The 17,703-nt window shown below is 68.1% G+C and carries 19 protein-coding genes and 1 pseudogene; 7 read left to right on the top strand and 13 right to left on the bottom strand.

Annotated features, from left to right (window positions below):
- Window positions 1-101: 101 nt before the first annotated feature.
- The gene (locus ABT061_RS41235; RefSeq protein ID WP_350928528.1) at window positions 102-1,127 is read right to left on the bottom strand and encodes an aldo/keto reductase; all 1,026 of its coding nucleotides are present in this window, start codon (window positions 1,125-1,127) and stop codon (window positions 102-104) included.
- 284 nt (window positions 1,128-1,411) lie between these two features.
- Here ABT061_RS41235 and ABT061_RS41240 point away from each other — a divergent pair, with 284 nt between their 5' ends.
- The 3 genes from ABT061_RS41240 (at window position 1,412) to ABT061_RS41250 (ending at window position 4,331) form a co-directional block, all read left to right on the top strand.
- Complete coding sequence (locus ABT061_RS41240) at window positions 1,412-2,401, top strand: AraC family transcriptional regulator (protein ID WP_350928530.1); 990 nt, start codon at window positions 1,412-1,414, stop codon at window positions 2,399-2,401.
- 199 nt (window positions 2,402-2,600) lie between these two features.
- Window positions 2,601-3,824, top strand: coding sequence for a styrene monooxygenase/indole monooxygenase family protein (locus tag ABT061_RS41245; RefSeq protein WP_350928532.1), 1,224 nt, complete (start codon window positions 2,601-2,603; stop codon window positions 3,822-3,824).
- 9 nt (window positions 3,825-3,833) lie between these two features.
- Window positions 3,834-4,331, top strand: a complete 498-nt coding sequence (locus tag ABT061_RS41250; RefSeq protein WP_350928534.1) for a flavin reductase family protein — start codon at window positions 3,834-3,836, stop codon at window positions 4,329-4,331.
- 90 nt (window positions 4,332-4,421) lie between these two features.
- Here the strand turns inward: ABT061_RS41250 and ABT061_RS41255 are convergent, their stop codons facing one another.
- Together ABT061_RS41255 and ABT061_RS41260 are read right to left on the bottom strand one after the other, a co-directional pair.
- Window positions 4,422-4,751, bottom strand: coding sequence for a tetratricopeptide repeat protein (locus ABT061_RS41255; RefSeq protein ID WP_350928536.1), 330 nt, complete (start codon window positions 4,749-4,751; stop codon window positions 4,422-4,424).
- Between the two features lie 273 nt (window positions 4,752-5,024).
- Window positions 5,025-7,454 (bottom strand): GDSL-type esterase/lipase family protein, encoded by a 2,430-nt coding sequence (locus tag ABT061_RS41260; RefSeq protein ID WP_350928538.1) that lies wholly within the window; start codon window positions 7,452-7,454, stop codon window positions 5,025-5,027.
- 174 nt (window positions 7,455-7,628) lie between these two features.
- On the opposite strand from ABT061_RS41260, the pseudogene ABT061_RS48485 reads away from it, so the two are divergent.
- A pseudogene (locus tag ABT061_RS48485) lies at window positions 7,629-7,811 on the top strand (IS30 family transposase); the annotation flags it as partial.
- Window positions 7,812-7,886: 75 nt separating this feature from the next.
- Here ABT061_RS48485 and ABT061_RS41265 read toward each other — a convergent pair.
- The 6 genes from ABT061_RS41265 to ABT061_RS41290 form a co-directional block, all read right to left on the bottom strand.
- On the bottom strand, window positions 7,887-8,084 hold the full coding sequence (locus ABT061_RS41265; RefSeq protein WP_350928540.1) for a hypothetical protein: 198 nt from the start codon (window positions 8,082-8,084) through the stop codon (window positions 7,887-7,889).
- Between the two features lie 181 nt (window positions 8,085-8,265).
- Window positions 8,266-9,567, bottom strand: coding sequence for an FG-GAP-like repeat-containing protein (locus ABT061_RS41270; protein WP_350928542.1), 1,302 nt, complete (start codon window positions 9,565-9,567; stop codon window positions 8,266-8,268).
- 275 nt (window positions 9,568-9,842) lie between these two features.
- Window positions 9,843-10,469: a response regulator gene (locus ABT061_RS41275; protein ID WP_350928544.1), complete on the bottom strand. Its 627-nt coding sequence runs from the start codon at window positions 10,467-10,469 to the stop codon at window positions 9,843-9,845.
- A 15-nt stretch (window positions 10,470-10,484) separates the two neighbouring features.
- On the bottom strand, window positions 10,485-11,738 hold the full coding sequence (locus ABT061_RS41280) for a histidine kinase (RefSeq protein WP_350928546.1): 1,254 nt from the start codon (window positions 11,736-11,738) through the stop codon (window positions 10,485-10,487).
- Complete coding sequence (locus ABT061_RS41285) at window positions 11,732-12,454, bottom strand: ABC transporter permease (protein ID WP_350928548.1); 723 nt, start codon at window positions 12,452-12,454, stop codon at window positions 11,732-11,734. Before ABT061_RS41285 ends, ABT061_RS41280 begins: the two co-directional genes overlap by 7 nt.
- Entirely contained in the window at window positions 12,451-13,167 is a 717-nt protein-coding gene (locus tag ABT061_RS41290; protein ID WP_350928550.1) for an ABC transporter ATP-binding protein, read from the bottom strand. Before ABT061_RS41290 ends, ABT061_RS41285 begins: the two co-directional genes overlap by 4 nt.
- Window positions 13,168-13,392: 225 nt before the next feature.
- Between ABT061_RS41290 and ABT061_RS41295 the strand changes: the two genes are divergently transcribed.
- A complete protein-coding gene (locus tag ABT061_RS41295; protein ID WP_350928552.1) occupies window positions 13,393-14,097 on the top strand; it encodes a hypothetical protein in 705 nt (234 codons plus the stop codon).
- Between the two features lie 171 nt (window positions 14,098-14,268).
- Window positions 14,269-14,670, top strand: coding sequence for a hypothetical protein (locus ABT061_RS41300; protein ID WP_350928554.1), 402 nt, complete (start codon window positions 14,269-14,271; stop codon window positions 14,668-14,670).
- Here ABT061_RS41300 and ABT061_RS41305 read toward each other — a convergent pair.
- Window positions 14,627-15,493 (bottom strand): alpha/beta fold hydrolase, encoded by an 867-nt coding sequence (locus ABT061_RS41305; RefSeq protein ID WP_350928556.1) that lies wholly within the window; start codon window positions 15,491-15,493, stop codon window positions 14,627-14,629. The genes ABT061_RS41300 and ABT061_RS41305 overlap by 44 nt on opposite strands.
- A gap of 98 nt (window positions 15,494-15,591) precedes the next feature.
- On the opposite strand from ABT061_RS41305, the gene ABT061_RS41310 reads away from it, so the two are divergent.
- Window positions 15,592-16,053, top strand: coding sequence for a MarR family winged helix-turn-helix transcriptional regulator (locus ABT061_RS41310; protein WP_350928558.1), 462 nt, complete (start codon window positions 15,592-15,594; stop codon window positions 16,051-16,053).
- Window positions 16,054-16,339: 286 nt separating this feature from the next.
- Here the strand turns inward: ABT061_RS41310 and ABT061_RS41315 are convergent, their stop codons facing one another.
- The 3 genes from ABT061_RS41315 to ABT061_RS41325 are packed head-to-tail and all read right to left on the bottom strand — an operon-like array spanning window position 16,340 to window position 17,675.
- Window positions 16,340-16,852 (bottom strand): DUF6069 family protein, encoded by a 513-nt coding sequence (locus ABT061_RS41315; protein ID WP_350928560.1) that lies wholly within the window; start codon window positions 16,850-16,852, stop codon window positions 16,340-16,342.
- A 20-nt stretch (window positions 16,853-16,872) separates the two neighbouring features.
- Window positions 16,873-17,343: an SRPBCC family protein gene (locus ABT061_RS41320; RefSeq protein WP_350928562.1), complete on the bottom strand. Its 471-nt coding sequence runs from the start codon at window positions 17,341-17,343 to the stop codon at window positions 16,873-16,875.
- Window positions 17,340-17,675: an ArsR/SmtB family transcription factor gene (locus tag ABT061_RS41325; RefSeq protein WP_350928564.1), complete on the bottom strand. Its 336-nt coding sequence runs from the start codon at window positions 17,673-17,675 to the stop codon at window positions 17,340-17,342. Before ABT061_RS41325 ends, ABT061_RS41320 begins: the two co-directional genes overlap by 4 nt.
- Between the last annotated feature and the right edge of the window lie 28 nt (window positions 17,676-17,703).

Consider the following 17,703-nt stretch of genomic DNA (forward strand, 5'->3'; position numbering starts at 1 on the left):
CGCGGCACACAGACGATCGCTGACTCCGGCTGCGTGATCGCCTTCGGAGCGAGCCTCGACACATGGACGACCGGGACGTCCCGCCGGGGCGACGGGTTCCGTCAGCGGCGGCGGAGGGCGGGGTCGGTCAGGGCGGGCGGCACGTAGCCGACGTCGTCGGGGCTGATGTTCGTCCCCGGCGGGACCAGCTCGTCGATCGCGTCGAGGATCTCCGGCGAGAGCCGCACCTCGTCCGCGCCGAGCTGGCTGGTGAGCTGCTCGAGCGTGCGCGGGCCGATCACCGCCGAGGTGACGGCCCGGTGCGAGAGCACGAAGCCCAGGGCCAGGTGGATCATCGAGATGCCCGCCTCGTCGGCCAGGACCGCCAGCTTCTCGGTGACGTCGAGCTTGCGGGCGCGGATCTCCTCGACCTTGAAGTCGAAGTGGTCGCCGTTGCTGGAGGCCCGGGAGCCGGAGGGCAGCGGCGCGTCCCGGCGGTACTTGCCGGTCAGCCAGCCACCGTTCAGCGGGCTCCAGACCATCACTCCCAGGTTGTGGCGCTCGGCCACCGGCAGGACCGCGGCCTCGGCGTGCCGGGCGAGGATCGAGTACGAGGGCTGCTCGGTCGAGAACCGCTCGCGCTGCCGGTGGTCGGCGACCCACTGGGCCTCGACGATCTCCTCGGCGGGGAAGGAGGAGGTGCCGATCGCCCGCACCTTGCCCTGGCGCACGAGGTCGGACAGGGCGCCGAGGGTCTCGTCGATGTCGGTCTGCGGATCGGGGCGGTGCACCTGGTAGAGGTCGATCCAGTCGGTGTCCAGGCGGCGCAGGCTGTCCTCGACGGCCTGCATGATCCAGCGACGGGAGTTGCCACGCCGGTTGGGAGAGTCGCCCATCTGGTTGTGGAACTTCGTCGCCAGCACGATCTCGTCCCTGCGGCCCTTGATGGCCCTGCCCAGGATCGTCTCGCTCTCGCCGAACGCGTACACGTCGGCGGTGTCTATGAAGTTGATGCCCGCGTCGAGCGCGGTGCCGACGATGCGCTCGCACTCGTCGTAGTCGGTGTTTCCCCAGGCCCCGAGCATCATCGTGCCGAGACAGAGCGGGCTGACCTGGATGCCGGTGCGGCCAAGCGTGCGATGGTTCACGGCACAGATCCTGCCAGCCCGACTCAGACCGCTTCATGCCGGGTGTCACCTTTGGTGCGGTTTTGGAAGGGGGTGTGCGGGCGACCGTGCGCGGCCTCCACATGATCAAGATGTTCGCGAGAACGACCGGCGGGCGCGCGGGTCCGGACCGGCTCCGCTGTCCGATATCGGACACCGATTCCACGGGCCTCTGTGTATTTGTACGTGGTCGGAGACACTGGTCCTACCCATCATGTCGAGATCAGTCGTACGCGTGCGATGGGCACCCAAGGGCGGGAGCGTCGATGGGCGAGGTGCGGGGGCGCGTCCCGCTCGGCAACAGGCCGGTCTTCGACACCGCGGACCTCGACGAGGCCCGCGAGCGGGTGGCCGGCGTGTTCTGTCCTCACCGGCTGGAACTCGCCGGTGACCTCTCGCGGCTGGCCGCGCGGCTGAACTCGGCACAGCTGGGCGCCGTACGAGTGAACTACCTGGACTACGGGGCGGACGTCCGCATCGAGCCCGGGGAACTGGGGTCCTTCTTCCTGGTGCAGATCCCGCTGGCAGGGAGCAGCCTGATCCGGTGCGGCGGGCAGGAGATCGTGTCGACCCCCCGCCTGGCCTCCCTGCCGTCACCGTCGGAACACCTCGACATGCGCTGGGCGGCGGGCTGTCCCCAGCTGATCGTCAAATTCGACCGGTCGGCGGTCGAGGGCGCCCTGGAGCGGATGCTCGGGGAGCGGCTCGACAGGCCGCTCGTCTTCGGCCTGGGCATGGACATGACCACGGGCTGGGCGCGGGCCTGGCGAGCGATGGCCGACCTTATCGTGAACGAGGCCGAGCGCGGTGACGGGCTCGCCGCGCAGCCACTGGCGGTCGCCCACCTGGAGAACGCCATGCTCTCCTCCCTGCTCACCGGGCAGCCGTCCAACTACCTGGCACGGCTGAACGCGCCCCGGCCTCCCGCGCTGCCCAAGGTGGTGCGCCGGGCCATGGAATACGTCGACGACCACGCCCACCTGCCGTTGACCACCGACGAGATCGCGGGCGCCGTGGCGGTCAGTGGCCGCTCGCTCCAGGAGGGTTTCCGGCGTCATCTCGGCCTGACCCCGATGACCTATCTCAGAGACGTGCGCCTGGGCCGGGTCCACGACGACCTGATGGCCGGCGATCCCGCCAGGTGCACGGTGACGGGCGTGGCGGCCCGGTGGGGTTTTCCTCATCAGGGGAGGTTCGCGGCGCTCTACCGCGCGCGCTACGGCCAGGCGCCGTCGCGGACGCTGCGCGGCAGCTGACGGTCCGGGACCGACCGGCGCCGGGTGTCCCCGTCCTGCCACCGCCGTCCTGCCACCGCCGTCCTGCCGTCGTGTGGCGGGGCCCGGGGAGGATTCCGCGCCAGGCGGATGGAACCCGCGCTGAACGGATGGCCCGAGTGGCGGCCCCGGCCGTACCTTTTCATCAGGTTCCCCCCTCCGTTGAAAAGGAGACATCGTCATGCGCAGAATCCTGGTCGTCGGTGCCGGTCAGGCGGGCCTGCACCTCGCCCTCGGCCTGCTGCGGAACGGCTACGACGTCACCGTCGTCTCCAACCGAACCCCCGATGACATTCGCGGCGGCCGGGTCACGTCGAGCCAGGCCATGTTCGGCATCGCCCTCGGCCACGAGCGTGACCTCGGCCTGGACCTGTGGGCGGATGACTGCCCGCCGATCGACGGGATCCAGTTCGCGGTGGCCGGTCCCGACGGCGAACCGGCCATCCACTGGGCCGCTCGGCTCGACACGCCCGCCCGCTCGGTCGACCAGCGGTTGAAGATGCCCGAGTGGATGGCCGAGGTGGAACGGCTCGGCGGCGAGATCGTCATCCACGACGCGACCGTGGACGACCTGGAGGCCTACGCCGCCCGGTACGACCTGGTCCTGGTCGCCGCGGGCAAGGGGTCCATCGCCTCGCTCTTCGAGCAGGACGCGTCGCGCTCGCCGTACCGCGCCCCGCAGCGAGCCCTGGCCCTCACCTACGTCAACGGTCTCGTACCGCGACCGGGGCATTCCGCGGTGTGCTTCAACGTGATTCCCGGGGTCGGCGAGTACTTCGTGTTTCCCGCGCTCACCGTCACCGGCCCCTGCGAGATCATGGTGTTCGAGGGTGTCCCCGGCGGACCGATGGACTGCTGGGCGGACGTTCGCACCCCCGCCGAGCACCTGGCCAGAAGCCGATGGGTCCTGGAGACCTTCCTGCCGTGGGAGGCGGATCGCTGCGACGGTGTCGAGCTCACCGACGAGGGCGGCGTCCTGTCGGGACGCTTCACCCCCGTCGTGCGCAGGCCCGTGGCGACGCTGCCGTCCGGCGCCCCGGTCCTGGGCGTGGCGGATGTGGTCGTGCTCAACGACCCGATCACCGGGCAGGGGGCCAACAACGCCGCCAAGTGCGCGGCCTCCTACCTGTCCGACATCCTGGAGCGTGGTGAGCGGCCGTTCGACGCGGCGTGGATGGAGCGGGCCTTCGAGCGCTACTGGCAGGATGCCCGGCACGTCACCGCGTGGACGAACGCGCTTCTCGCGCCCCCGCCGCCGCACGTGCTGGAGATTCTGGGCGCCGCGGGCCGGCTGCCCGAGGTGGCCTCCCGCTTCGTGAACGGCTTCGACGACCCGTCGGACTACGCGGGCTGGTTCATGGATCCGGCCGGGGCGGCCGAATATCTGGCGCGGTTCGGGAAGTGAGAAGGGGTCATGAGGTCTCTGCGCGATGCCCTCGGGCAGTTCGCCACCGGGGTGGCGGTGGTCACCGCCGTCACCCGGCGGGGTGACCGGCTGGGCGTGACCGTCAACTCCTTCACCTCGGTCTCGCTCGACCCGCCGCTGGTCCTGTGGTGCCTGGCCCGGCGGGCTCCCAGCGCACCGGCCTTCGCCGAGGCGGGGCGGTTCGCGGTCAACGTCCTGGCCGCCGGACAGGAGCACCTGTCCCGGCGATTCGCCACGCCGCTGCCGGACAAGTTCGCCGGGGTGGAGACCCACCTGGCACCCGGCGAGGTGCCGGTGCTCACCGGAACCCTTGCCCACTTCGCCTGCCGTACGGTGAGCACCTACGACGGGGGCGACCACCTCATCTTCGTCGGAGAGGTCGAGCACTTCCGGCGGACGGAGGGCGAGCCGCTGGTCTTCCACTCGGGGGGCTACCGAGTGTTCTCCTCGCCGGACCGGGAGATGGCGTTCGGCGCCGTGGACTGACGCGGTGGCCTCCCTTTTCGGCGAGGCACTGCGGCGCCTGGCGCCTGAAAAACGCAGACCAGACATGATCCGCGGGAGCGACCAGTCACGTCAGGCCCCTGGTTTGAGCTCCTGCCGGATGGCCTGCCCCGCCGCGCGGTGCTCGGCGGCGGCAGCCGGGTCCGTCTCGTCGAGCACGGCCGCGATCCCCTCGTGGGCCAGTGCTTCCTCGTAGCGGCCCATCTGGCGCAGGGCGACGCCCAGGCAGTTAAGACACCACGCCTCGTTGTGTTTGTGGCCGTCCTCGCGGGCGAGTTTCAGGGCTTGGTGCAGGTGCTCTGCGGCCTCGTCGGATTGCTCGTGGGCGATGGCCATGCCAAGGGTGATCCGGGCTGTCAGCGCGGCCGGCCAGGTGGGGTCGGCGTGCGCGATGTCCAGCACCTCGCGGGCCAGCCGCGCCGCCTCCTCTGGGTCCGGTACGGGGGTTGTGGTACCGGACCCGCCCAGCCGACTGCCGCAGCTGGGTATGTCGATCGGCAGTCTTTTCGTACCAGGTGGCGATTTCGCTTCTGCGCAGCGTCGACAGCGGCCGCATCGATCGACTCGGCAGCGGTGCGGCCTGGCTGTGCGCGCCGACGAAGTTGCCGGAGGCTGCCAGGCCGCACTCACTCTTGCGGCGACTGTCTGGACCGGGCCGTGGTCCGTAGACGGTTTCTAGTTGCCGCCGCGGTTCAGCCAGGCGCGGACTGAGCCGCCGTCGTAGACGACCAGATAGTCGGCTTTGCCGTCACCGCTGATGTCAGCGAACTGGACGTACGGGCGGGGATAGTTGGACGCCTGGGCCCAGTTGTAGCGGGCCTCGAAGCTACCGTTGCCCCCGCCGCCGCGGTTGAGGAAGGCGTGCACCGAGCCGTCTCCGCCGACCTGCAGGTAGTCGGCTTGGCCGTCACCGTCGCCGTCGGCGAACCGGACGGCTTCCAGCGACGAGCCCCGGGTGCCGCCGGCCCAGTTCAGCCACAGCAGCCAGTCCGGGGGCTGTGGCTCGCTGCCCACTTGCGCGCTGTTGGGGTCCCACATGTTCCGGTACACGTGGACCGCGCCCGCATCGCTGACCCGCAGGATGTCGTCGCGCCCGTCTCCGGTGACGTCCGCGAATCGGAGGTTGTTCCGGCTGAACGACTCCTCGCTGAAGGCGATCCCCCAGTGGAGGAATCTAAGCTTGTTGTCCGGCCCTGGGAAGTTGAGGTAGGCCCGTACCTTGCTGTCGGAACCGACCAGGAGGTAGTCGTCGCGTCCGTCCCCATTAAGGTCGGCGAACCGCACCTCATCCCCATTGACATCGATCGGTTTGGACACGTCGCTCGTTGCCGGAGCGTACGTGCCCACGTTCACCCAGTCGGGTTGCCCGGGGGTGCCGACGGTGTTCACCGATGCGCGGAAGCTGCCGTCTGCGGCGACCTGAAGGTAGTCGGCCCGCTGGTCGCCATTGAGCTCGGCGATGATCGTGCGGCCTATCCTGGTGCCGTATCCGGGCGCGATCACGCCCAGCGCACGCCATCCCGTGCCGAGAGCTGTCTCGCTGGACCCGACGTTAGAGCCCCCCGGGTCGCCGGACCCGACGTTAGAGCCCGTCGGGCCGTCGTCGACGGGAGAGTCCGCCGGGTTGCAGCCGTTGGCTGCATTCTCGGGCAGCGGGGTCTGAATCCAGCCCTTGGCGTCCGCCGCCGATACGGCGCTGTACCAGGCGTCGGCCATCTTGGCGTAGCCCGCGTCCGTCGGGTGCGCGTCGTTCTGCAGTCCGTCGCTGACCGGCACCCGCTTCATGTCCACCAAAAGTACGTGCTTGCCCTCGCTTTGCAGGTCCTGCACCATGCCGGGCAGCGCCGCGTTGTATGCGTCGATGCGCGGCTGTAGCCCGGCCTTGCCGGTCGGGATGAGCTTGGCGACCAGCACCGTGGCACGTGGTGAGTGCGTCAGTGCCTGGTTGATCAGCTTCTTGAGCCGGGTGGGCGCCTCCGACAGGTGGTAGTCCTGGTTCATGTCGTTGGTGCCGGCGTGCAGGGTGATCACGTTCGGCTGATACCGCGGCACAGTGCAATAGGCGAAGGCCGCGATCTCGCCGATCCGCTTGCCCGGGTGCCCCTGATTGTCGGGGTCACTCATCGAGCCGCCCTTCACCGACCCGACGAAGTCAACGCTGCTCCAACTGTTCTCCAGATAGGTGTACAACTCGTCGCGGTAGCCGTTCCCATCGGAACTCTCCACGCCGTAGGTGATCGAGTCTCCGAGCGGCATCACCCGCAGCGAGGAGGGACGCGAGGGCCGCAACCCGCCCCAGTCCCTCATCGCTTCGTTGAGGAGGTCCTCCAGTTCCTCGAGCTGGTGGCCGAGCTCATCCGCCCTGTTGGAGACCCCGCTTCCGAACCAGGAGTCGAGCCAGGGCACCCTGGACCTGACCCAGGTGCCGACGCTCCTCATGGCGTTGGCGAGATTGGCCTTCGCCCACGGGGCGAGGTACTTCTCCCACAGGAAGCCACCGGCCAGTCCGAGCAGCCCACCGATGATGATCTCGCTGGTCGCCTTAGGGGTGCCCAGGGTTCCGTTGAACGCGTTCATCATGAGCGGCCCCATGATGCCGGTAACGGCGCCCTGGAGGGGGGTGCAGACCAGCGGAATGGTCGCGGCGCCCACCCCGCTGGCTGTCAAAGCCGCGATGCACATCGTCCTGAGCCCGTACCCCGTGGTCCAGGCGATCACCCCGGCGGCAATCGTCTTCCAGGACCAGGAGGTGGTGACCTCCCCGCGCGGGATGGTGATAACCAGGCCGGCGCCGTTGGAGGTCACGTTCACCGTGCCGTCGAAATTCGGCCACTCCGAGGTATCGATAATGGCGCCGTCCTGGTTGTCCGCGAGCGTCTGCTTGATCGCGGGGCCCAGTCCGCCGTGCTCCCTGATATCCGCCTGCATCTCCGGCACGATGTCTCGCAGGTCGGCAGGATCCATGCCGAGGTCCGAGGCGTTGAGGGTGAGGATGAAGTCCTGGTCGGCCGCTCGCGCCGGCGTGGCGGGAGCGACGCCCACCATCGCGGTGGCCACCACGATGGACAGTATGGAGACCAGGACATGACGGGAAAACAAGGCCACACGGCCAGTCGTACTTCGCGTATTCACGCATACCTCCGTATTCAGGAGTTGATCATCTCCAGCCCAGACCAAAATGGCGTGAATCCCCCATTAACACTCGCGGGTGGTTATGACGACTTGAGGCGGCCTGGGTGCTAAAGGTGGTCGCAACACCTGACCCTGAGGGGTGTTGCCATGACCGAGGCGCGTCGGACACGTAAGAAGCGGGGACCCGCTCCGCTCGCGGACAAACGTGATCAATACCTTCGGCTCATGGCACAGGGAATGAGCAACTCGGCCGCGTGCCGGGAACCGGGTATCAACCGCAGGACCGGCACCCGGTGGCGGTACGGACGGACGGTGGTCGATCGAGCCGGCCTCACTCTCCACTCGTCCCGTCCAGAAGTACGCATGGTTGCGCTCGGTGCGTACCGCTGCGGCTCTCGCGCAGCGCTACCCAGACCGGTTCACTGATCTCCTCTGGTACGCGCGGTCCGCCTCGACCCCGCCCACCTGGTCATCTGGGTACTGCTGGCCGGGACGCCCGAGCGGGAACCACCCGAGGTAGAAACGGCCGTCCTTGCTGCTGACGTGCACGTCCGCCCGGTCGTCCACAACCAGGCTGAAGTCCTCGGCAGAGAACTGGTTCATGACGAGCGTGGGCCGGGCCGCGCTGCCACTCGCACAGCCGCAGGGCCTCGGCGGTGGTGGAGAATCCGGGGCTAACGGGAGCCACGGTCACGAGCAGACCACTCTCGGTTCACCCTCATTAGAGGCATGATTGCCGGTGACTTCGAGCTTTCTTGTTCAGCAGTTCGGGTATCGGCTCTGGTCAGCGTGCGATCAGCCTGCCTTGCAGGGGAAGGGCGATGGTCCTGGCAACCCGGCCGTTCTTGATCCAGAAAACCCGGGTGGACTCTCCGCCGGTGGTGGCGAGTTCCGGGACGGTGTCGCCGTCCACGTCGAGCAGCGCCACGTTGGCCCCGCCTTTCCCGATCCAGTCAGGCCGGCGCGGCCCGGCGGCGGAGCCGTACAGGACGGCGACCTCGCCCCTGCCGCGAGCCCCCGCGACGAGGTCGGTGTAGCCGTCCTTGTCGACGTCGCCGGCCGCGAGCGAGCCGGCGTAGTCATTGGCCGGGTCGCTGGTCCCGGCGATGCCGGGCAGAGCCACTGTCTTCAACCGGCGCTTGTCGACGCCCACGGGACCGCCTCGTAGGACGAGAAGCCTGCCGGTGCCGATCCCGGCGATCACGTCGGCGTACTTGCCGCCGTGGAAGCGGCCGACCCGGACTGACCAGCCGAACGGCTCGCGCGTGCACCTGGCGATGTTCGCCTTGTTGTCGGCACCCTCGAAGCCCCCCGCGCACGCCTGCACATCCATAACGCGGCCGTCCACATTTCCGCTGGTCACCATGGTGTTTCCGGTGATCGTCACGCCTCTGGCGGACCCTTTGAACACGTGGATGGCCCCGCCGATGTCGTATCCCGGCCGCCCAGACGGCGCAGTGACCACCAGGTCGCTGTAGCCGTCGCCGGTCACATCTCCGGCCGCCAGCCCGGCGCCGAACAGACGGCTGTGCTGGCTGAAGCCGACCACTCCCGGCGTGTCCTCGCTGAGCCGCAGTGCCCCGGATGAGGTGAGACCGCGGCGGGAGCCGTACAGGACGACGGCGGCGCCGCCGCGCACTGCCGCGGTGTTCAGCGTGGTCTCCGGCGCACCGACGGCGAGGTCGGCGTAACCGTCCCGGTTGAAGTCAGAGGTGGTCAGCGCGTTGCCGAAGCCGTGGCCGGTGCCGAGCCGGGGAACACCGCCCTGGCCGGGGGTGAACCGGCTGCTCCGGCCGACATGGCCGTCCGCGCGCCGGCCGTACAAGACGGTGACCGTGCCGCCGGTGCCGACCGCCACGTCTGCGAGGCCGTCTTTGTCGAAGTCGCCCGTCGACAGCGCGGTCGCGTGCTGGTTCAGGACCGCCGCTCTGCCCTTCAGAGGCTGAATCGTGAGCAGACCGGCGCCACCTACCACCAGGTCGGCCCCGCCGTCCCCGTTGACATCCCCACGGACGGGGCGAGGAGGCAACGAGGCTCCAGTGGCGAGCATGGCCGCCAACACGATGATCGCTATGCGAGGGGACATGTAGGGATGCTAAGCGTTCCGTCGGTTACTGCGGCGCCAACGTCAAGCTATGTGACCCATCGAGATAGGTGGCCGAAGCCAAGCGGATTGGACTGGGTAACAGGATGGCGACTGAGAAGAGTTGGGCGGCCACCGTGGCTCTTCGGCCGGGCACGACCCCCACCACCACGCGCCCGTGACGATCGGGCGGCCGGTGAGACCGAGGAGGCTCGTCACCGATATGAACAGGCACCGGCCGCACCGATCAAGCCGTCTCGGCCACGAAGCGCCCTTGGTCAGACGTCGGTGGCCGGCTTGAGCAGGCCGGTCTCATATGCTGCCGCGACCGCGGCCGCCCGGTCGTTCACCTCGAGTTTGGCGAAGATATGCAGCAGATGCGTCTTCACCGTCGCCTCGGTGATGAACAGCTTCGCGGCGATCTCACGATTGGTCGCGCCGCGGGCGATGAGCCCGAGCACCTCGATTTCCCGGCGGCTCAGCGTCCGCTGTTCCGGCTTGCGCACCTTGCGCGTCAGCACGTCGGCCACGGAGGGGGACAGCACCGTCTCACCGCGGGCCGCCGCCCGCACCGCGCGACGCAGGTCGGCGCGCGGAGTGTCCTTGAGCAGGTAGCCGGTGGCGCCCTGCTTGATCGCGGGCAGGACGTCGGCGTCATTGTCGAAGGTGGTCAGGACCAGTACCCGGATGCCGGGCGTCTGTTCGCGTAGCCGGCGGATGACCTCCGCGCCGCTCATCTTCGGCATGCGCAGGTCCATGAGCACGACATCGGGGTTGGTCCGCATGGCTACGACGAGTGCTTCCGGCCCGTCTGCCGCCTCACCGACGACTTCGAAGGCATCGTCGTCGGCGAAGATTCCACGCAGCCCATCGCGGACGACCGGATGGTCATCCACGATGATCATACGAATCGGCATGTCTCACAACGCGTTTCTGGAGTGGTCGGACGATCTCGAATCCGAGTCGGCGGGGATGGCCGGAATGGTGGCGGAGATCCCCGTTCCCTGGCCGGGGGCCGTCTCGATCTCGAAGTTCCCGGCCAGCCGGGTGACGCGCTGCCGCATCGCGATGAGGCCGAAGCCGCCCGCGTTCGAGGAGCCCGCCGCCTCAAGGGTGAAGCCGGACCCGTCGTCACGCACGTCCAGTGCCACGACGTCCTCCATGTACGACAGGGTGAGGGCGACCCGGGTGGCCGAGGCGTGCTTGCCGACGTTGGCCAGCGCCTCCTGCGCCACCCGCAGCAGGGTGACCTCCACCTCCAGATGCAGCGGCTGGGGGTCGCCGGTGACCGACACAGAGGCGAGTACGCCGGTGGTCTGCGACCATTTCGTCGCGGTTTCGTGCAGGGCGGTGGCGAGCTGGGCTTCGTCCAGCGGTGCCGGACGCAACGCCTGGACCGATCGGCGGGCTTCGTTCAGGCTCTCTCTGGCCAAGGTACGCACCGTGTTCAGGGGTGAGCGAACGGCGGGCATGTCGTCGATCACGCTGTCGGCGGCTTCGAGCTGGGTGAGGATGGCGGTCAGACCCTGCGCGATGGTGTCGTGGATCTCCCTGGCCATCCGCTGCCGCTCCGCGAGCACACCGGCCTCACGAGCGCGGGTCAGTAGCTGGGCCTGCAGGTCGGCATTCTCCTCCGCGAGCGCGGCCAGCTTGGCGCCGGTCTCCCGCAACTGCGCGATCATCACCTTGCGATTCTCGTTCTGATCGCGGATGGCCTGGCTGACCAGGCCGATCGCGGAGGCGACCAGCAGCGCGACGAGGAAGGAGAAGAGCATCTGGCTCGGGGTCCGCCCTTGCTCAGGGCGAGCGACGACCAGCACACCGGCTGTCGCAGCCACCCCTGCGTATGCCCACCACCCAGGGATCAGGGTGAAGGACTGGATGAACATCACCAGGGCCGTCACCGTGAACAGCGTGTCGATTCTGATCAGTACCCCGATGACGGTGAGTATCACGATGAAGTAAATGATCATCACCACCGGTCTCTCGATCCAGCCGGGATGCGACATGACCATGAACCAGTACCAGGCACCGGCGAGCAACGCCAGGGCCGGCACCTCCGGCCTCCAGTCCCGCAGTAAGGCGAAGACCGCCGGAAGCAGGATGAAGAGGTAGGGCAGGGCGGGCCAGACGCGATCCCAGCGCGAGGCGGCGGGGTCGTCGGCGGCTACCACCGAAACGTCCTGAGGGCGACGCCGCCGGCGACGATGGATATCGCGACCATGACGCCCAGGGTGATCGGGGACGTCGCATCGCCGGCCCAGCCGTCGCGGATTGCCCGGACTGCGGGGGCCATGGGGGTCAGGTCGCCGATGGCACGCATCGAGCCGGACATGGTCTCGCGGGGAATGATGGCGCCGGAGAGGAAGCTCATCGGAAAGAAGAGGCTCAGCCCGATCACCGTCGCGGTGCGGCCGCTGGGGACGAGCGCGCCGACGAGGAGGCCGATGGAGCTGAGGCTCAGCGCGCTGAGTATCCAGGCCAGGAGAACGCTCCCCGCGTTTACGGGTGCCGTCAGCCCGTAGACGGCCAGGCCGATGACTGTCAGCAGCGCCGTCCCGAGGGCGGCCAGCAGCATGTGAGCAGCCCACTGGGCACCGAACAGCATGGTGGGCGAGGCGGGAGTGGCGCGCAGCCGCTTCAGCACCCGGCGTTCTCTGTACCCGGCGAGTGTGGCGGGGAGGATGACCAGCGCGGCGAGACCGATGACGAAGATGCTCAGCATCGGCACCGTGGCGTCGATGGCCGGCAGCCCGCCTGGCAGGGGTTTGCCGCTGCGCAACTTGACCCACAGCATGATCGCCGGGAAGGCCAAGGCGAAGAACGCCGACATCGGATCACGCATGATCAGCTTGAGCTCGACCGCGATGACTTGCGTGATGCCTTTCATTCCACTTCCCTTCCGGTCAGCGCGAAGTACGCGCCCTCCAGCGAATCGGATCGCCCCTTTGTGATCAGCTCGCGCGGGCTGCCCTCGGCGACGACCAGGCCCTGGTCGATGATCGCGATGCGGTCGCACAGCGCCTCGGCCTCGTCCATGAAATGGGTGACCAGTACGACGGTGACCCCGCGCTCGCGCATGTCGCGGATCAGACCCCAGGTGTTACGGCGGGCGGAGGGGTCCAGGCCCGTGGTGAGCTCGTCGAGGAAGACGACTTCCGGGTTGCCGACCAGGGCCAGCGCGATGAACAGTCGCTGCTTCCAGCCGCCGGACAGGCTCGCGAAGCCGGCGCGCTTCTTGTCTGTCAGCCCCCACTCGTCCATGATCTCCCGCCAGTCGGCGGGCTTGTCGTAGAAGGAGGCATACATCCGTAACGCCTCACTGACTTTGATCGCGTCGGGCAGGGCTGCCTCCTGCAGCTGGACACCGATGCGCTGCATCAGCTTGCGCCGGTCGTTCTGCGGGTCCAGACCCAGCACCCGCAGGGTGCCGCCGTCTCGCCGCCGCAACCCCGACATGCATTCCACGACCGTGGTCTTCCCCGCTCCGTTGGCGCCGACGATTCCGAAGATCTCGCCTCGCCTCACCTGCAGGGAGACGCTGTCCACCGCCTTGCCGGTCCGGTAGCTCTTACTCAAGCCGTCGATCTCGATGACTGTCATGTTTCGAGAGTCGCCGGTGGGCGACGCTTCCGGAATCCATCGAATGGTTGATGGGGGTCGGCCCTATGCGCCTGGCCACAGCCCCGGCCTGTTCGCCGCGTTCGACCTAGTGCCGCATCAGGCAGCGTTTGCCTTGCCGCCGGGTGCTTTCAGTGGCGTCCAAGTGAGATGCCAGGGCGTTCTGTGACTCTGAGCTTCCGGCACTGAGATCGCAGGAGGCTTTGCGTGGGGATTCGCGACTTTTTCCTGGCCAGGCGGTTACGCAGAGGGCCGACGCTGTTCCTGCCGTACGTGCCCGATCCGGAGGTGGTTCTGGAGACCGTGCGACTCCTCAACCCCCGGGCCTTTGCCTGGGGCAAGGCGAGCATTTTAGCGGGAGAGAGTGTGTCCCTGAAGGGGCCGATCGAGGCCACGCCGGACCTCGAAGCCCGGGTGGGGCTGCCGCGGCCCTGGCGGATCGCCTACGTGGCCTCCTCCTCGGCCACGAGGGGCGGGCAGGAATACGAACCGAGGCACGTGGTCGAGGGCCTGGCCCGGCGCCTGCACGGGTACGCGCATCCCGGCATGCCCCATCCAAGCGGTTCCGCGGCGTATGCCTACCGCTGCGTGCCCATCCCCGACCAGCGCGTGATCGACCTGCTGGCCGAGGTGCTTCCCGGGCTGGAGGCTCCTCCGGATCCTGACGATCCCTGCGGAGAGTTCACCTCACCCACGGGCCCGCTTGAGATCAGTGTTATCCGCTGGCCGAACTACACGGACTACTCCGTGAGCGACCAGGGCATAGAGCTTTCTCCCGGCCTCCTTGAGCTCGCCGAGCGCGTGGCCGTAATCCTCGCCGAGGAGGGTGACGGCATCGCCTGCGACCACACGTTCTTCCCTCTGCAGCCGGGGAAGGTCTCCCCCGTCCTGCTGTCGGACCCGGCACCGTGAGGCCAACGACCCCCGCCGGCGCACGTCGCGCGCCGGGGTGGCGCTCACCGAACGCGTCGGCGGCGGTCGAGGACGGCGTCGATCAGGTCCAGGAAAGGATTCCGTCCACCACCCGCCTGGCGAGATAGGCAACAGAGCGAACGTGGCCTGATGCGGCACTACGGTGCCGCCATGACACGTGAACCCTCCACATCCGTGGACTCCCGGGCACCTTCGGTGTCCCGGACGTCTCCGGACGGCGACTGGGACCGGCGGCTCGCCGACGCCTTCGCCGTCCTGCTCGGCCGCCCCCTGCGAGAGTACGACCCCGACGCAGTCTACGCCGCCTGTGTCGACGGCAATCTGCTGAACGAGACCGGGTTCCGGCAGGACGCCGCCTGGGTACGTCCCGCAGCTCTGAGCGGCGCCGAACCGGTCGTCTGGGACTACGTCCTGTTCGACGAGACCGAACGGACCCCGGTCTTCGACGCGAGCGGATCGTTCTTCGGTTTCTGGGCACCCGATGGGAGTTCGGGGTCTCCTTCGTCTCTCAAGTCGCCGTCCTGTCGAGAAAACCGACGACGCGGGTGTTGAGGTCGGAGGCCTCGTGCCATGGCATCGCGTGGTGGGAGAGGCCCGGCAGCACCACGGTCTCCGCGTGCGGCAGGAGGCGGGTGACGGCGGACGCGACGCGGTGAGGGGGATGGGCCCTGCCACGCCCGGCGAGGAGCACAAGAGTCGGCGTCGTAAGTGTGCGCAGTAGTCCGGGCTCGGGCTGCTTCCCGGTCACGATTTTCGCGTCCGGGAACTCCGCGGCCAGGCCGTACAGCCGCAGCCAGGCGGGGTCGGTTTCCACGCCGCCGGTCTCCCACGCCAGGAAAGCTCGTGCGCGTGAGGCCGTCGGCCGGATGAGGGACGGCAGCGCGCGTGCCAGATATCCCACCCGGAATCCTCCGAAACACTGCGTCGGATCGAGGAGAACGAGCCGCCGGACCCGCTGAGGTGCGTGGAGGCCGTATGTCAGGGCGACCCACCCGCCGTAGGAGTGCCCGCACACGGCGACGTTTCCGACCCCGAGCCCGTCGAGCACCCCGTCCAGCCAGCCGAGCAGGCCGGGGATGTCGCGAGGAGGCCGTTCGCCCCGGACGCTCCGTCCCGGCTCGCCGATGCGGTCCACGGCGTACACCCGATGTCGGCGTGCGAACTCGGCGACGTTGGCGAACCACATCGCCGCAGTGGTGCCACCGCCGTGTAACAGGATCAGTGGCGGGCCGTCCGCGGGCCCGCACGCGTTCACCCGCGTCGTTCCGTATGTCGACGGTAGGTCGATCGGCTCGACCCGGACCGGCCAACGCTCCAGGACCGCGTCATAGGCGGCGAGGAAGGCCGCGTTCGTGCCGTGGCCATCATCGGACATGCCCCACCTCAACAGGTAGCTCGCCAAGCAAGAATCTCGCTGAGCGAGATATTGCCATAATATGGCAGCGGCGACGACGGAGAAAGGCGGCAGACGACGTGAACGAGCAGGACGCCGGGATGCGAGTGGTGCACCTGCTGCGCGCCATCACCATGGAGCTCGACCGGGTCGGGGAGAGATTCGCCACCCGACACGCCCTCCACCCGACCGATGTGCGTGCGCTCATCTGCCTCCTGGATGCCGCCCGTACGGGCGCGCCCGCCACCCCGGGAGTGCTGGGGGCGCGACTTGGCCTCAACTCCGCGGGTACCACGGCGGTGATCGACCGTCTGGAAAGACTCGGTCATGTGCGCCGGGAGCGCGACACCCGAGACCGTCGGCGTGTGCTGTTGAAAGTGGATGAGAGCGCGGTCGCGCTCGGCTGGAGCTTCTTCGGCCCGCTCATCCACGAGGTAGTCGCCGTCATGAGCCGGTTCGACGCCGCGGACCAGGCGACCGTCGAGCGCTTTCTCGGCGGCGTGCACGAGGCTGTCACCCGGAAGCGAACCAGCCAGGAGTAGCACTTGCGGTATTCCCTTTTGGGCCCTTCAAGGTAGCCGACGGCCACAAGTACAACGCGTGCCCGGAAAAGGTGGTTTATGGCGAGGGCCTGGCCTACGACTACGTCGATCAGCTCGCCACGGTCAAAAGCTCAGAGAGATCGTCGAGGACCCCGCGTCCGCACGGTGCGGTCGGCCGAGGTGACCTTCGATCTCGATCGCCCCGAGCTTGATCTCTGACCTGTGCCTCGTTGCCGGGCGGCGATGTACTCGTCCACCGTCGTGAATCTTTCCGCGGTCGCCGTCCCTATGGTTGCCCGCCGGGCCGGGGTGGAGTCGTCTCGGCGATATCCGGGTCCGCGGCGGCCTGTCCATGGCGCTGCCCGCGCAGTCTCAGTAGTCCGGCGACGGTCACGGGCACGAGCATGACATGGCACAACGCCAACGTGATCTTGCTGGTGTCGTCGAAATCAGCGGGAATCGTCATGACAAGGATGGTCCCGAGCGCGATCGCCGGGGCGACGACCAGCGCCGCGGGCACCACCCATGGCCGGATTCGGGTGAGTACCGCCACTGCGGTCATCCCCACAAGCAACGGCAGGACGGTGAAGCCGGCGACGGTGAGCGCGTCGACCTCAGCGGGCTGACCCGAGGCGGTGAACCGGAAGTCGCCGCCGGCGGCACGCCCAAGCCCGTAGATGACGAGATTGAGGAACAGCGCGGCTGCCGCAGTTGCGACGACGGTGATGATGGGGCTGCCGTGACCGTATCCGTTCGAGCCGTCCGGTGCCCGATCGGATGCGTTCTTCGACGTGTTCATCTGGCTCTCCGCGCTTTCCGTCAAGGCCGCCGCTCCCCGCTGCGCAGGTACGCTTCGATCCGATCGAGCGCTCCGGCCCAGACCTCCCGCACGAAGAAGTCACGCATCTCAGGCGTCGGGAATCCGGTCTGCACCACCGTGAGGAGCGTTCCGTCGTCGTGCTCTTCAAACGTGATCTCGATCGTGGTCGTCATGGTCATGCCGTCCGGGCTGATGCCGGTGGATTCGGTGACCAGGCGATGCGGACGGTCGATGACCAGGAAGGTCTGTGTCTCGCGGAACAGAGTGCCGGAGTCCGGTCCCCACACCGCGGTCTGCCGGCCTCCGACGCGCAGGTCTACGTCGATCTCCACGATGCCGGGCTTCTCGTTGAGGATGCTGAACCAGATTTTCTGCTTCTCGGCGTCGGTGTAGGCGTCGAAGACCTCTTCCGGACTCGCGGGCAGGAAACGGCTTGTGCGCAGCCGAGTGGTCTCGATGTTCTGGGTCATTGGTCGTTTTCCTTCTTGAGGGTGAAGTAGGCGTCGAGGCCGTCGAGCCGACGTTCCCAGAGCCGTTGGTAGAACCTGATCCAGGACATGGCGTCCTCCAGCCGTTCGGTGCCCAGACGACACTGCCGTGATCGCCCGATCTTCTCCGTGGTGACCAGCCCGGCGTTCTCCAGGACGTGCACATGCTTCTTCATACCGGTGAGCGACATGCCGAACGGTTCGGCCAACTCGCCGATCGAGGCGGGGCCCTGGCCGAGCCGGATGAGGATCTGTCGTCGCGTCGCATCTGCGAGGGCTGCGAACGTACGGTCAAGGACCTCTTGCTGAACCATATGGTTTACTGTAGCTCACTGAACCAGA

The sequence above is a fragment of the Streptosporangium sp. NPDC002544 genome (genome assembly GCF_040295965.1).
In the GTDB taxonomy this organism is placed as follows: domain Bacteria; phylum Actinomycetota; class Actinomycetes; order Streptosporangiales; family Streptosporangiaceae; genus Streptosporangium.

Excerpts from the sequence above, each read along its gene's own strand:
- ABT061_RS41290 (WP_350928550.1), bottom strand. The coding sequence starts at position 13,167 with ATGACAGTCATCGAGATCGACGGCTTGAGTAAGAGCTACCGGACCGGC.
- ABT061_RS41300 (WP_350928554.1), top strand. The coding sequence starts at position 14,269 with ATGACACGTGAACCCTCCACATCCGTGGACTCCCGGGCACCTTCGGTG.
- ABT061_RS41250 (WP_350928534.1), top strand. The coding sequence starts at position 3,834 with ATGAGGTCTCTGCGCGATGCCCTCGGGCAGTTCGCCACCGGGGTGGCG.
- ABT061_RS41240 (WP_350928530.1), top strand. The coding sequence starts at position 1,412 with ATGGGCGAGGTGCGGGGGCGCGTCCCGCTCGGCAACAGGCCGGTCTTC.
- ABT061_RS41265 (WP_350928540.1), bottom strand. The coding sequence starts at position 8,084 with ATGAACCAGTTCTCTGCCGAGGACTTCAGCCTGGTTGTGGACGACCGG.
- ABT061_RS41285 (WP_350928548.1), bottom strand. The coding sequence starts at position 12,454 with ATGAAAGGCATCACGCAAGTCATCGCGGTCGAGCTCAAGCTGATCATG.
- ABT061_RS41270 (WP_350928542.1), bottom strand. The coding sequence starts at position 9,567 with ATGTCCCCTCGCATAGCGATCATCGTGTTGGCGGCCATGCTCGCCACT.
- ABT061_RS41325 (WP_350928564.1), bottom strand. The coding sequence starts at position 17,675 with ATGGTTCAGCAAGAGGTCCTTGACCGTACGTTCGCAGCCCTCGCAGAT.
- ABT061_RS41315 (WP_350928560.1), bottom strand. The coding sequence starts at position 16,852 with ATGAACACGTCGAAGAACGCATCCGATCGGGCACCGGACGGCTCGAAC.
- ABT061_RS41305 (WP_350928556.1), bottom strand. The coding sequence starts at position 15,493 with ATGTCCGATGATGGCCACGGCACGAACGCGGCCTTCCTCGCCGCCTAT.
- ABT061_RS41320 (WP_350928562.1), bottom strand. The coding sequence starts at position 17,343 with ATGACCCAGAACATCGAGACCACTCGGCTGCGCACAAGCCGTTTCCTG.
- ABT061_RS41275 (WP_350928544.1), bottom strand. The coding sequence starts at position 10,469 with ATGATCATCGTGGATGACCATCCGGTCGTCCGCGATGGGCTGCGTGGA.
- ABT061_RS41245 (WP_350928532.1), top strand. The coding sequence starts at position 2,601 with ATGCGCAGAATCCTGGTCGTCGGTGCCGGTCAGGCGGGCCTGCACCTC.